Consider the following 13,654-nt stretch of genomic DNA (forward strand, 5'->3'; position numbering starts at 1 on the left):
AAGCTAGGCAATATTGAATCTTGAATATTAAATTGAGGATTGAGGATTGAGGATTGAGGATTGAGGATTGAGGATTGAGGATTGAGGATTGAGGATTGAGGATTTCCAGAATTACAGAGAGAGAAGAAAGTGGTCGGTGATGCAAGATTCGAACTTGCGACCCCTTGGACCCAAACCAAGTGCGCTACCAAGCTGCGCTGCTTAAAATTTATAATTCTACTTGTTTTGTTATTTATAGCGGAAGCTAAAAAGTTGTTGTACACCTACTTGTTACACCTAAATATTACATCTAAATCCTTATTCTAAGCGGTCTATGCTCTGCTTTCTATTTATACCAATTTAATTAAATTATTGCCCACTTGTGCTTGTTAAAATACTCCAAGGCGGCGTTGCTCTCAATCCCAATAGCCAGCTATTGCTCAATCAAGCGACTTGCCCTGATTTGTTTTTCCTACTCACAACAAGATCACAAACTTAATGAAAATGGTATTACTATGAAATGGCTAATTGCTTTCATCGATATAATTCCCCTTATAGTTAAAGGTCTAATTTGCACAAATGATAGTCAATAGCACTGAATTATTGACAATTTATTCATTGGTTAAAACTTACACCTTGCAACTTTTTTTTTGCCTCGCTATAATTTGGCGTCATATTTTTGTAACAGGGCATCATTTTGTCACGAATTTGGTAAGGTTTATCAAATGTACTGGCTATTAATTGGTGCGTAAAAAGCGTTATACGCTAAGTTTTGAGGTATTTAAATGCAAGTTTCAGTTGAGACTACACAAGGTTTGGAACGTCGTCTGACTATTTCTGTTCCGGCCGAAAAAGTAGATGTAGAAGTAAAGAATCGTCTTCGTCAAATTAGTAAAACACAGCGTATTGACGGTTTCCGTCCGGGTAAAGTGCCAGCATCAGTAATTCAGAAGCGCTATGGCAAATCAGTACGACAAGAAGTTGCTGGTGAACTTATGCAGCGTAACTTTGTTGATGCTATTGTTGCAGAAAAAATCAATCCTGCCGGTCGTCCTTCATTTGTTGCTAAAAGCAATGAAGATGGCAAAGCATTAGAATTTGAAGCAACTTTTGAAGTGTATCCTGAAGTTGAATTAAAAGATTTAGATAAAATCGCTATTGAACGTCCACAAGTAGACGTGACTGATGCTGATTTAGATGAAATGTTTGTTACGCTACAAAAGCAACACCAAACATGGAAAGAAAACAAACGTAAAACTAAAAAAGGCGATAAGCTAACTCTTGATTTCACTGGTCGTGTCGACGGTGAAGACTTTGACGGTGGTAAAGCTGAAGGTTTTGAATTAGAACTAGGCGCTGGTCGTATGATCCCTGGTTTTGAGAAAGAAGTAACTGGCATGAAAGCCGGTGACGAAAAAACTATCAAGGTAACTTTCCCTGAAGATTACCATGCTGAAAACCTAAAAGGTAAAGAAGCTGAGTTTGATATCGTTGTTCATAAAACTGAAGGTCCAGAACTACCAGAAATCAATGAAGAGTTTGCAAAGCTTTTCGGTATTGAAGAAGGTGGCGTTGAAGCTTTACGTGCTGAAGTAAGCAAAAACATGGCACGTGAACTAACACAAGCGGTTAAAGCTAAAGTTAAAACACAAGTTCTTGATGGCTTATTAGCTGGACATGCGGTTGACTTACCTTCAGCACTTGTTACTCAAGAAGTGGATGTTTTACGTCAACAAGCGATGCAACGTTTTAAAGGCCAAATGGATCCTAAGAACTTGCCACAACTTCCAGCTGAAATGTTTACTGAACAAGCTGAACGTCGTGTTAAAATCGGTTTACTTTTAGGTGAAGTAATTAAAGTCAATGAACTTAAAGTTGATGAAACTAAAGTTAATGAATTAATTGCGTCTGCGGCTTCTGCTTATGAAGATCCTAAAGAAGTTGTTGAATACTACGCTAACAATAAAGAGCTTATGCAACAGATGCATAATGTTGCATTAGAAGAACAAGCGGTTGAGATTTTAGTTGAAAAAGCTAACGTTTCGGATAAAAAAGCTAGCTTCAACGACATAATGAACCCAGAAGCGAAGTAATTTTAAGTAAAGCTGAAGTTTATCGTCTTTAAAGTTAATTTTGCATTGACAATAGACTCAGCAATCGCTTAAATTTAATGGCTTGTATGGCAACATACAGGCCATTTTTATTTATTAAGGGAAGGTATACTCTTGTTTAACTCTCAAATTGGTTCTCAAATTACATCACAAAGTTCATCTCCGGTTTCATCACAAAGCAGTGCAACAGGTATTGAAAGCGCGTTAGTACCTATGGTTGTTGAGCAAACCCCTAAAGGTGAACGTTCATATGATATCTATTCAAGGCTGTTAAAAGAGCGTGTAATCTTCCTTTGTGGCCAAGTTGAAGATCATATGGCTAACTTGATTATTGCGCAGTTATTATACTTGGAGTCAGAGAGTCCAGATAAAGATATTTTTCTCTACATAAATTCACCTGGTGGTTCAGTAACCGCAGGTATGGCAATTTATGACACGATGAAATTTATTAAACCTAATATCAGCACAGTTTGTATTGGCCAAGCGGCTAGTATGGGGGCGTTTTTATTATCAGGTGGTGAAAAAGGCAAACGTTATTGTTTACCTAATGCGCGAGTAATGATTCATCAGCCTCTTGGTGGTTTCCAAGGCCAAGCATCTGATTTTGAAATTCATGCAAAAGAAATATTATTTATAAAAGATAAACTTAACGGTTTAATGGCTGAGCATACCGGTCAAACGCTAGAGAAAGTTTCTCAAGATACAGACAGAGATAATTTCTTAAGTGCAGAAGCAGCGGTTGAATATGGATTAGTTGACTCCATATTAGAACAACGTAACGATAAATAGGATTTCGGTGTATACTTAGCGGTGTAGATTGATAATTAAATGGATTTATTGGTATTAAAAGTTTAGAGGTAGGGCATGACCGATATTAAAAGTGGTGGCGATAATGGTAAGTTACTTTACTGCTCATTTTGTGGCAAAAGCCAACATGAAGTACGTAAATTAATTGCTGGTCCATCAGTCTTTGTTTGTGATGAATGTGTAGAACTGTGTAATGACATTATTCGCGAAGAAATTTCTGAAATTTCGCCAAAAGAAAGTAAAGAAGCATTACCTTCTCCTATAGAAATCAGGGAAAAGCTTGATGACTATGTTATTGGTCAGGATCACGCGAAAAAAGTATTAGCGGTTGCCGTTTATAATCACTATAAACGTCTACGTAAAGGTGATAACCACAACGGTGTTGAACTGGGTAAAAGTAACATCTTACTTATTGGGCCAACAGGGAGTGGTAAAACGTTATTAGCACAAACCCTTGCCCGTTTACTTGATGTGCCATTTACTATGGCAGATGCAACTACGCTAACCGAAGCTGGTTATGTTGGTGAAGATGTAGAGAACATCATTCAAAAGCTATTACAAAAATGTGATTACGACGTCGAGAAAGCTGAACGTGGTATTGTTTACATTGATGAGATTGATAAGATTTCTCGTAAATCTGATAACCCTTCAATTACCCGTGATGTTTCAGGTGAAGGTGTACAACAAGCGTTATTAAAGCTTATTGAAGGCACTGTCGCTTCAGTACCGCCTCAAGGTGGTCGTAAACATCCACAACAAGAATTTTTACAAGTAGATACTTCTAAAATTCTATTTATTTGTGGTGGAGCCTTTTCAGGTTTAGATAAAGTTGTTGAGCAACGTAATCATACGGGTACTGGCATTGGTTTTGGCGCGGAAGTCCGTGGTAAAGATCAACAGAAATCATTAACCGATCATTTAGCGGAGGTTGAGCCACAAGATTTAGTTAAATATGGTTTAATTCCAGAGTTTATTGGTCGTTTACCTGTTTTAGCAACATTAACTGAACTGGATGAAGAAGCACTTATTCAAATATTGCAAGAGCCTAAGAATGCACTAACTAAGCAGTTTTCTGCATTATTTGATATGGAAGATGTTGAGCTAGAGTTCAGAACTGATGCTTTACATGCCATTGCCCGTAAAGCAATGGACAGGAAGACCGGTGCTCGTGGTTTACGCTCTATTGTTGAAGCGGTTTTGCTTGATACCATGTATGAATTACCGTCAATGGAAAATGTCAGTAAAATTGTCGTTGATGAAAATACCATTAAAGGTGAGAGCAAGCCGATTGTTATTTATGACAGTAAGCAAGATAAAGCTGCTTCTGAGTAATTTTTAACACGGTTATATCACTAGGTATAAACTATTAGCCTCAAGCAGTAAGTAATTATTAATAATAATTACTTACTGCTTGAGGCTTTTTTGATCTTAGCAATAATAAATATAGGGTTTGGCGCTTTATTTTTTATCTATTGTTGAAAGTTAACAGCCTAGCCCCATATAGTTTCTATAGCTTTATTTTATTTATTAATTTTTCTATCAATTAAAACAATTCCCGAGAAGAGTAGCCAATGAGTAAAGAATTATCTGGTGTCGTTGAGATCCCCGTTTTAGCCTTAAGAGATGTTGTTGTTTACCCGCAAATGGTTATCCCCCTTTTTGTCGGTCGTGAAAAGTCTATTCGTTGTTTAGATTTAGCCATGGAAAACGATAAGCAAGTATTTCTTGTTGCGCAAAAAGATGCCGCTATCGATGACCCTAAAGCTGAGGATGTTTACAGTACAGGCACAGTTGCCACCATTTTACAAATGTTAAAGCTACCCGATGGTACTGTTAAAGTATTGGTGGAAGGTGCACAACGAGCAAAAATAAATAAGTTCGTTGAGACTGAAGAGTACTTTAGTGCAGAAATTGAATATGTTGAGCCAAAAACCGACCTAGGTGATGATATTGAGGTATTGATTCGCTCATCTATTTCTCAATTTGAAGGTTATGTAAAACTTAACAAGAAAATCCCACCGGAAGTACTCACTTCGGTATCGGGTATTGATGATGCTGAGCAGCTTGCCGATACTATGGCCGCTCATATGCCATTGAAGTTGGCTGACAAGCAAAAAGTTTTAGAAATTATTGATGTTAATCTGCGTTTAGAACATTTGATGGCATTAATGGAAGGCGAGATCGACTTACTGCAAGTTGAAAAGAAAATTCGTACCCGTGTTAAAAAGCAAATGGAAAAAAGTCAGCGTGATTATTATTTGAATGAGCAAATGAAAGCCATTCAAAAAGAGCTTAATGAAGGTGATGATGCACCAGACGAGCTTGAGCAAATGGCTAAGCGCATTGAAGAAGCACAAATGCCAAAAGAAGCGAAAGACAAGACCCTTGCTGAATATCAAAAGCTTAAAATGATGTCGCCCATGTCGGCAGAAGCAACGGTTGTGCGTAGCTATATCGATTGCATGATAAACGTACCGTGGAAAAAACGCAGTAAATTAAAGCGTAACCTTACCCTAGCTCAGGAAGTATTAGACAAAGATCATTTTGGTTTAGATAAGGTTAAAGAACGCATTTTAGAGTATTTAGCCGTACAACAAAGAGTAAGCCAATTAAAAGGACCAATTCTTTGTTTAGTTGGCCCTCCAGGTGTTGGTAAAACCTCGCTAGGTCAGTCTATTGCTAAAGCTACCGGACGAAAATATGTTCGTATGGCATTAGGTGGCGTTCGTGATGAAGCTGAAATTCGTGGTCATCGCCGTACTTATATTGGCTCGCTACCGGGTAAGTTAATCCAGAAAATATCAAAAGTAGGGGTTAAAAACCCGCTATTCTTATTAGATGAAATTGATAAAATGGCTTCTGATATGCGTGGCGACCCAGCCTCAGCTTTACTTGAAGTGTTAGATCCAGAGCAAAATACCACTTTTAATGATCACTATTTAGAAGTTGATTATGACTTATCTGATGTAATGTTTGTGGCGACATCAAATAGTATGGATATTCCTGGTCCATTGTTAGACCGTATGGAAGTTATTCGTTTGTCGGGCTATACCGAAGATGAAAAACTTAATATTGCTAAAAATCATTTGCTCAATAAACAAATTGAGCGCAATGGCTTGAACGCTAAAGAAATAGACATTGATGATAGTGCTATTGTTGGCATCATTCGTTATTACACCCGTGAAGCGGGTGTGCGTAGTTTAGAACGTGAAATTTCGAAACTATGCCGTAAAGCGGTAAAGGCTATTTTACTGGATAAAAAATTAAAGAAAGTCACCATTAATCAAGATAATCTAAATGAGTTTTTAGGCGTACAACGCTTTGATTATGGTAAAGCTGATACTGAAAATCGTGTCGGCTTGGTTACCGGTTTAGCGTGGACGCAAGTTGGTGGAGAGCTACTTACTATAGAAACAGCCTCTGTACCAGGTAAAGGTAAACTGACATATACCGGCTCATTAGGTGATGTTATGCAAGAGTCTATTCAAGCTGCTATGACTGTGGTACGAAGTCGTACCGAGAAACTTCGAATCAACGAGAACTTTTACGAAAAACGTGATATCCATGTTCATGTTCCTGAAGGAGCAACACCAAAAGATGGTCCTAGTGCCGGTGTTGGTATGTGTACGGCGTTAGTCTCAAGCCTTACCGGTAATCCGGTAAAAGCCGACGTTGCTATGACAGGTGAAATAACCTTACGTGGTGAAGTTCTAGCGATTGGTGGATTAAAAGAGAAGTTACTTGCGGCACATCGTGGCGGCATAAAAACAGTGATTATCCCCCATGAAAACGAACGTGATTTACAAGAAATTCCAGAAAATGTTAAAGCTGAATTGTCCATTCACCCAGTTAAATGGATAGATGAAGTACTTGCTCTAGCACTTGAGCACCCTGTAGAACAATGGAAAGTTGAAAAGTAACTTGTTCAAAGCTTGGCCTTTTTTGATGATTTACATCAAAAAAGGTCTGAAAAGCTAAAAAAATCGCAAATAAACGTAATTTTCGCTTTGCAAACGCTGAAACTATGGTAAGTTAACAACGCTTATATCGCTAGACCCCTTATTCTCTATGTATATAGATGGACTTTAGGGAACTAGAGAGCAAAATATTTTCTACACTCAACGCTTCAATGCATCAAGAGAAATCATATTTCAATTGGCTGCATATATAAAAAGGATAGCGTTGTATAATAACAATTGAAGGGGTATACACTGTGAATAAATCTCAACTAATCGAGAAGATTGCTGCTGGTGCAGACATTTCAAAAGCTGCTGCGGGTCGTGCATTAGATTCATTTATTGGCGCTGTAACTGATGAATTAAAAGATGGCGAGCAAGTTGCTCTTGTTGGTTTTGGTACATTCTCTGTACGTGACCGTGCTGCACGTACTGGTCGTAACCCACAAACGGGTGCTACTATCCAAATCGCAGCTGCTAAAATCCCATCTTTCAAAGCTGGTAAAGCATTAAAAGACGCATGTAACGCATAAATAGTCACTAAACTAGACTAAGTTATACCGCGTATTAGAAACCACCTTTTCAGGTGGTTTTTTGCTTTTAGCCTAGGCAAAAATAAAAATATGCTAATTAAAAGAATAATAAATTTGCATTTTACCAAGGTTGTGCTTCTAGCAATGCTTATCATCTGTTAAAATCGCGAGCAACTTTAATTTATATCAATTAATCTACTTGTTATAAATATACCTAAGCCTAGTTTTTTTAGGCATAAAAAAAGAGAAAGAAATGTTAGAAGATATTCGTGAAAAATCGCAGGGATTGACTGCCAAAATTATTCTTGGTTTGATTATCCTAACCTTCGCTGTCGCAGGTGTTGGCAGTTATACTAATACAGTTGATACTTCTGTAGCTACCGTTAATGGTGAAGCTATCAGTCAGCAAGCATTTAATAAAGCTTATCAAGCACAACGTAGCCGCATGGCGCAACAGTTTGGTGAAATGTTTGATACCTTATCAAATGATGCAAATTACATGGCTAACTTTCGCCAAGGTGTTCTAGATAACCTAATTAATGAAAAATTGATTGATCAAAATAGCGAAGCACTTGCTATTCGAGTTTCTGATGCTCGTTTAAAAGAAACTATTCGTAAAATGCCTGAATTTCAAGTTGATGGTGTTTTTGATAATAACCGCTACTTAGCGATTATTAACCAAGCAGGCTTCTTCCAATCATCAAATTTTCGTGATTATTTACGTGTTGAAATGACTCGTCGTCAATTAAGCCAAGCACTAGTTGCCACTGAGTTTAATTTACCTTACCAAGAAAAATTGCAACTGGCTTTACAAAACCAAACGCGAGATATTCGCTTCGCTACTATCTCAGCAGAACAGTTCAAAGTGAAAGTTGAGTTAACGGATGAAGAAGTAAATAATTACTATCTAGCTAATCAAGCGCGTTTTGAAAATAAAAAGCAGGTTAAAGTTGATTATATCAGCCTAAATGTTACTGATATTGCTAAAGGTATTAATGTTACTGATGCAGAGTTAACTCAGTACTACCAAGAGAACTTAGCTAGCTATACTGAAACTGAGCAGCGTCGTATTTCTCATATCTTGATTGAATTTACCGATGGTGATGCAGAAGATGAAGCGGCAAAAACTCAAGCACAAGCGGTATTAACTCGTCTTGAGCAAGGTGAAGACTTTGCAGCACTCGCTAAAGAAGTTTCTAATGATACTTTCAGTGGTGAAAACGGTGGTGATTTAGATTGGTTAGAGTCTGGCGTGATGGAAGAAAGTTTTGATGACGCTGCCTTAGCATTGGCTAATATTGGTGACTATAGTCAACTAGTTATCACTAGCTTTGGTTATCATGTGTTGAAATTAACCGACTATAAAGCCGAAGCTATTCAAAGTTTTGAAGATGTACAAGCTGAGTTACGTATTAAACTAGGTAATGAGCTTGCACAAGATAAATTCTTTGCCTTACAGCAAGAAATGGCGCGAATTAGCTTTGAATTTCCGGATAGTCTTGAAGATGCAGCTAGCGAGGTAAATGTTGTTATACAAACATCACCATGGTTATTGAGCAGTGGTAATAGTGTTCCTTTTGATCAAGCTAAAGTTATTGAAGCTGCTTTTTCAGATATGGTTTTACAAGACAATATGAACTCAGACCTTATTGAAGTGAATGATGATGTTGCATTGGTATTACGCCTCAATACTTTCCAAGCAGCTAATGTTAAGCCTTTAATTGAAGTGGAAGCACAAATTAAAGATATTTTAGTTAATCAAAAAGCCACTGAGCAAGCGCAACAAACTGTTGATGCTTTATTAGCTGACTTTAATGCCGGCACCGATATTTCGGCTCAATTAACAGCACTTAATACCAGTTTTGTTAGTAAAGAGAAAGTTGCTCGTTATAGTCCTGAAATTGACCAAAGTATCAGTCGCGCTGCGTTTGTTTTACCTCACCCTGTGAGTGGTGGTATTTCAGCGTCAACTGTTGCCTTAAGTAATGGTGACCTTGCCTTAGTTGAAGTTACGGCAGTGGATGTCCGTGAGTCTGCAGCTAACCCTAATTTAGCGCAACAACAAACGTCTCAATTAGCACAGTCTGCTTATCAAAGCTTTGTTAACTCGTTAAAAGTTGATGCTGAAATTACCCGTAAGCAACTTACCGAGCAGGTATCAGCTTATTAGTAGCTAATATCGTTAGTCGCCATTATTTAAAATGTGAGTTAAGGTGACTTTCGGTGAGTAAAAAAGCCAATAGCAGTTTCTGCTATTGGCTTTTTTGTTGCTTATTTTTGATTAAACTTAATGCTTAAAGCAATGTTGGATCAGGTAAGGCTGGAACTAGAAAAGCGTAGTTAAGTATTTTCTCTCTCACTATCCCTATTTTCTAATTATTTGTGTTAATGATTTACTTTATTTGGAAGTTTTGGCTCATCATCAGCTTTTGCGTCACTTTATGCTGTGGGTTACGCATTACCTCAAGAGTTTTTCCTGACTCAACCACCTCGCCATGCGACATCACCATAACATCGTCACTGAAATGACGAACAATGCCTAAGTTGTGGGAAATCAAAATGTACGCTAAGCCCATCTGTTGTTGCAAATCGAGTAATAAGTTAATCATTTGTGAGCGCAGAGAGGGATCTAGTGCCGCTAAGGCTTCATCTAGAATGATAACCTGTGGCTGTAATATAATTGCCCGAGCGAGTGATATACGTTGTTTTTGTCCACCGGAAAACATATGAGGATAAAAATTCATATGATCGCCAAGTAGGCCAACCTTTTGTAATGTGGTACGAATGAGCTGTCGTCGCTGTTTCTCGTCTAAATCGGTATTTAGTGTTAGCGGTTCATCGAGTAACTCTTGTATGGTTAAACTGGGATTTAAAGTGGTGCCAGAGTCTTGGAATATCATCCTGATATGTTGGCACCTCTGTTTAAAGCGTTGGTTTTGTAATAACTGCCCATTGAGGTATATTTTACCGCTAGTTGGTTTTTCTGCTCCGACTAAGATCTTCGCTAAGGTTGACTTACCAGAGCCTGTTTCCCCAACAATCGCTAGGGTCTTTTTTGCTTCTATGGCAAAAGATATCGGTGCTAGGGCATTAAACTTACGTTTATGGTACCAATGTCCTTTAAGCTTGAACGATTTCGTTATGTCTTTTACATCCAATAAAACACTCATCTTAGTTGTTTCCTTTAACCGTTTTGTGTTTTAGCGCTTTATGCTTTTGTGATTCTTTTCTTGGTGATTCATGCAGAATCGGGAAGTGACAACTTACCTTATGACCATGGAAATTGCTGACCTTTGGCGCAGATACACAGGTTTGCTGAGCCCTTGGACATCGAGGACCTAACCGACAGCCGATAGGTAAATGTTGTAAAATAGGAATACTACCGGGTAGGGTCATTAAACGCGATTTAGTCGGTAATTGCAGGTTAGCTTTGGTACTACTATCTACTAAAGCCCGCGTATAAGGGTGCATTGGCTTATTAAATATTTGCTCAGTGGTGCCCGCTTCAACAAATTGACCGCTATACATTACCGTGATCGTGCTGGTCCAGTGAGTAAGGTTTTCTAAATCATGGCTGATCAATAAAATAGACATGTTTTTTAGTTGGTTTAAGTTGGCTAATAACCGGTAAATTTGTCCCTGGTTAGTACTTTCCATCGTAGCTGTTGGCTCATCGGCAATTAGTAATATGGGGCGACCCGCCAAAGCGATTGCTATCATCACTCGTTGACAAATTGCCTCGGTGAGCTGATGAGGATAACTACTAATGCATTCACTATGTTTCTTAATACCTACTTTATGCAGTAATTTTATCACCGCCTCTTTACGTTGTTTTTTACGTTGCCAAAAATAACCTGATAATTGTTTGCTATCAATGGCTTCACTTAATTGCTCACCAATTAAAGTGGTTGGGTCTAAGCAACTCATTGGCTCTTGGAATATCATCGCTATATCACGACATAATAATGCTCGACGTTCATCTATGGTTAGTCGTAATAAGTCGATACCACGCCAGTGAAATCGGTCAGCATGAACATGCCATTTATCTTCTAAAACTCCGATAATGGCTTGTGCTAATAGTGACTTTCCTGAGCCAGACTCACCCACTAAACCGCGTACTTCACCTTCTTTAATTGATAAGCTTACTCTATCTACTGCCAATACACGGCCATTGGGGGTATCTAACTCAATGGATAAATTTCTAATGTCGAGTAAATTCATATGCTCTACTTACGCGCTCTTCTTTGGTTGAATTATGGTGAGTGATGGCTGAGTGTTTAATGTCAAAGAAAGTAAAACGTCATTGCTCGATGTTGCGGTGGTAACTGTTACTGTCGTTATGTAGGGCAATACCATTAGTTTTCCTTACGTAACTTGAGGGCGTGGCGAATGCCTTCACCGACTAAGTTAGTGGCAACTACGGCGAATAATATTGCTAAGCCCGGTAAGTAAACCGTCCAAGGGGCTATATAGAAACGCTCAAGGCCATTGGCCAAAATAGCGCCCCATTCAGGCAAGGGGATTTGTGCGCCTAGCCCTAAAAACCCTAATGTCGCTATATCTAATATTGCTGCAGATTGCGCTAGCGTCGCTTGACTCATTAGGCGCTCGACAATATTAGGAAATACCGAGTAGTACAAAATACGGAAATTACTGGCGCCATCAAGGCGTGATGCTAAGACATAATCTTTTCTGAACTCTTCTTTCACGGCATAACGGGTAATATGGATAAATTGTGGGATAAAGACTATGGCTATTGCCCAGACCGTATTACTGATGCCCGGTCCTAAAATTGCGACAATAATAATGGCGAGTAATAAGGATGGAATAGATAGCACGACATCGAGGAAGTGATTTAAAAAACTGGACTTAATACCTCGCGTTAATGCTGATAAAGAGCCGATAACGACGCCAATAACTAACGAGAAAATAACAACAATAAAACTTAAACCAAAGGTAAGTGAGGTGCCATACATCAGCCTAGACAGCATGTCTCGGCCAAGCTCATCGGTACCTAACAGATAACTGACGTCACCATCAGGATGCCAGGCGGGTGGTAATAAGATCATCTCTAAATTGCCATCTACAGGAGAGTAGGGAGATATAATTGGCGCAAAAATCGCTAATAAAATAAGAAAAATAAAACAGCAGAAGCCAGCCATAGCAACAGGCGTTTTACGAAAAATCCCCCATAGCTGCATAAAGGGTGAGGGAAAGACTTCTTCAAGGTATATTTTTTCACGAGCCATGCTGGTTACCTCGCGCTAATGGATTGAGCGCTGCATAAATAAAGTCAGTTAAAATATGAATAATGAATATAAAGCAAGACAGCACGAGTAAACCGCTTTGAATGGCGGTGTAATCTCGCTGATAGATACTTTCTATTAACCAGCGGCCAATGCCAGGCCAACTAAAAATAACTTCAGTTACCATGGCAATAGTGACTAAGTTGGCAAACTGTAAACCAACATGGCGTATTATTTTGATCAGTGCATTACGTATGGCGTGGCGAAATATTATCTGCTGGAAGCTTAAACCTTTAGCACGAGCCGCTCTGATATAACTGGCGGCTAATACTTCGATCATAGCAGCACGTGATAAGCGAATAAAAATAGTTGCCGGTGCTAAAGCGATAACACAGGCAGGAAGAATAATATGGGCACTGGCATTACTAAAAGCCTGCCATTTATAGGGACTATCACTTAATAAAATATCAATAAATTGGATGCCAGTAACAAACTTTATTTCAAACAGTAAGCTAATTTGTCCAGCTGAAGGCAACCAACCTAGGCCAATAGAGAAAACCAGTATTGCCAGTAAACCTAGCCAAAAAACAGGGATGGAATAACCCAGCATAGCTAAAGATAGTATTACATTGTCACTAGCTTTATTATGGTTGATAGCTGCAATAAAGCCCAAAGGTATACCGACTACCATAGCGATAAGTAAAGCTACTAAGCTGAGCTCTATGGTGGCTGGTAACAATTCTATAATCTCATTGCGAATGGGAGACTGACTGGCCATAGACTGACCAAAGTCACCATTAAGGATATGGGTTAAATAGGCACCATATTGATCAACAATACTCTTATCCATTTGGTAAGCTTTATTAAGTTGTACTAATTCGCTTGCTGTGGCATTAATTTGTCCTGAATGATTTATAACCGTATCACCCGGGAATAAAAAACTTAAACTAAAGGACAATAGGGTCAGTACCAGCATAGTAAAAATAAACAAACTGATGCGGCGTAAGGTAAAAGTGAGCATC

Annotated in this window: 10 protein-coding genes; 6 read left to right on the top strand and 4 right to left on the bottom strand. The window is 38.6% G+C overall.

The window, feature by feature from the left end; translation table 11 throughout:
* The first annotated feature begins 764 nt into the window (after nt 1–764).
* The 6 genes from tig (at nt 765) to HRT55_RS00520 (ending at nt 9,556) form a co-directional block, all read left to right on the top strand.
* Nucleotides 765–2,072 carry a trigger factor gene (gene tig, locus HRT55_RS00495; RefSeq protein ID WP_291618008.1) on the top strand — a complete coding sequence of 436 codons (1,308 nt, stop codon included), beginning with the start codon at nt 765–767 and terminating at the stop codon, nt 2,070–2,072.
* A 159-nt stretch (nt 2,073–2,231) separates the two neighbouring features.
* Nucleotides 2,232–2,879, top strand: a complete 648-nt coding sequence (gene clpP, locus HRT55_RS00500; protein ID WP_291610293.1) for an ATP-dependent Clp endopeptidase proteolytic subunit ClpP — start codon at nt 2,232–2,234, stop codon at nt 2,877–2,879.
* Nucleotides 2,880–2,954: 75 nt separating this feature from the next.
* Entirely contained in the window at nt 2,955–4,229 is a 1,275-nt protein-coding gene (gene clpX, locus HRT55_RS00505; RefSeq protein ID WP_291610243.1) for an ATP-dependent protease ATP-binding subunit ClpX, read from the top strand.
* A 239-nt stretch (nt 4,230–4,468) separates the two neighbouring features.
* Nucleotides 4,469–6,817, top strand: coding sequence for an endopeptidase La (lon, locus tag HRT55_RS00510; protein ID WP_291618010.1), 2,349 nt, complete (start codon nt 4,469–4,471; stop codon nt 6,815–6,817).
* A 293-nt stretch (nt 6,818–7,110) separates the two neighbouring features.
* Entirely contained in the window at nt 7,111–7,386 is a 276-nt protein-coding gene (gene hupB, locus HRT55_RS00515) for a nucleoid-associated protein HU-beta (protein ID WP_033081291.1), read from the top strand.
* 253 nt (nt 7,387–7,639) lie between these two features.
* The gene (locus HRT55_RS00520) at nt 7,640–9,556 is read left to right on the top strand and encodes a SurA N-terminal domain-containing protein (protein ID WP_291618012.1); all 1,917 of its coding nucleotides are present in this window, start codon (nt 7,640–7,642) and stop codon (nt 9,554–9,556) included.
* 223 nt (nt 9,557–9,779) lie between these two features.
* Here the strand turns inward: HRT55_RS00520 and HRT55_RS00525 are convergent, their stop codons facing one another.
* The 4 genes from HRT55_RS00525 to HRT55_RS00540 all read right to left on the bottom strand — a co-directional run bounded on the left by HRT55_RS00525 (nt 9,780) and on the right by HRT55_RS00540 (nt 13,653).
* Entirely contained in the window at nt 9,780–10,556 is a 777-nt protein-coding gene (locus HRT55_RS00525; RefSeq protein ID WP_291618014.1) for an ATP-binding cassette domain-containing protein, read from the bottom strand.
* Between the two features lies 1 nt (nt 10,557).
* Nucleotides 10,558–11,607, bottom strand: a complete 1,050-nt coding sequence (locus HRT55_RS00530; protein ID WP_291618015.1) for an oligopeptide/dipeptide ABC transporter ATP-binding protein — start codon at nt 11,605–11,607, stop codon at nt 10,558–10,560.
* 134 nt (nt 11,608–11,741) lie between these two features.
* Entirely contained in the window at nt 11,742–12,635 is an 894-nt protein-coding gene (locus HRT55_RS00535; protein ID WP_291618017.1) for an ABC transporter permease subunit, read from the bottom strand.
* Nucleotides 12,625–13,653, bottom strand: coding sequence for an ABC transporter permease (locus HRT55_RS00540; RefSeq protein ID WP_291618018.1), 1,029 nt, complete (start codon nt 13,651–13,653; stop codon nt 12,625–12,627). The genes HRT55_RS00535 and HRT55_RS00540 overlap by 11 nt, the downstream gene beginning before the upstream one ends.
* Nucleotide 13,654 lies beyond the last annotated feature (1 nt).

This window comes from Colwellia sp. (assembly GCF_013214175.1).
GTDB lineage: Bacteria > Pseudomonadota > Gammaproteobacteria > Enterobacterales > Alteromonadaceae > Colwellia.

Bases quoted from the DNA above. Each gene is read 5' to 3' on its own strand.
- tig (WP_291618008.1), top strand. From the start codon at position 765: ATGCAAGTTTCAGTTGAGACTACACAAGGTTTGGAACGTCGTCTGACT.
- clpX (WP_291610243.1), top strand. From the start codon at position 2,955: ATGACCGATATTAAAAGTGGTGGCGATAATGGTAAGTTACTTTACTGC.
- lon (WP_291618010.1), top strand. From the start codon at position 4,469: ATGAGTAAAGAATTATCTGGTGTCGTTGAGATCCCCGTTTTAGCCTTA.
- HRT55_RS00520 (WP_291618012.1), top strand. From the start codon at position 7,640: ATGTTAGAAGATATTCGTGAAAAATCGCAGGGATTGACTGCCAAAATT.
- HRT55_RS00525 (WP_291618014.1), bottom strand. From the start codon at position 10,556: ATGAGTGTTTTATTGGATGTAAAAGACATAACGAAATCGTTCAAGCTT.
- HRT55_RS00530 (WP_291618015.1), bottom strand. From the start codon at position 11,607: ATGAATTTACTCGACATTAGAAATTTATCCATTGAGTTAGATACCCCC.
- HRT55_RS00535 (WP_291618017.1), bottom strand. From the start codon at position 12,635: ATGGCTCGTGAAAAAATATACCTTGAAGAAGTCTTTCCCTCACCCTTT.
- HRT55_RS00540 (WP_291618018.1), bottom strand. From the start codon at position 13,653: ATGCTCACTTTTACCTTACGCCGCATCAGTTTGTTTATTTTTACTATG.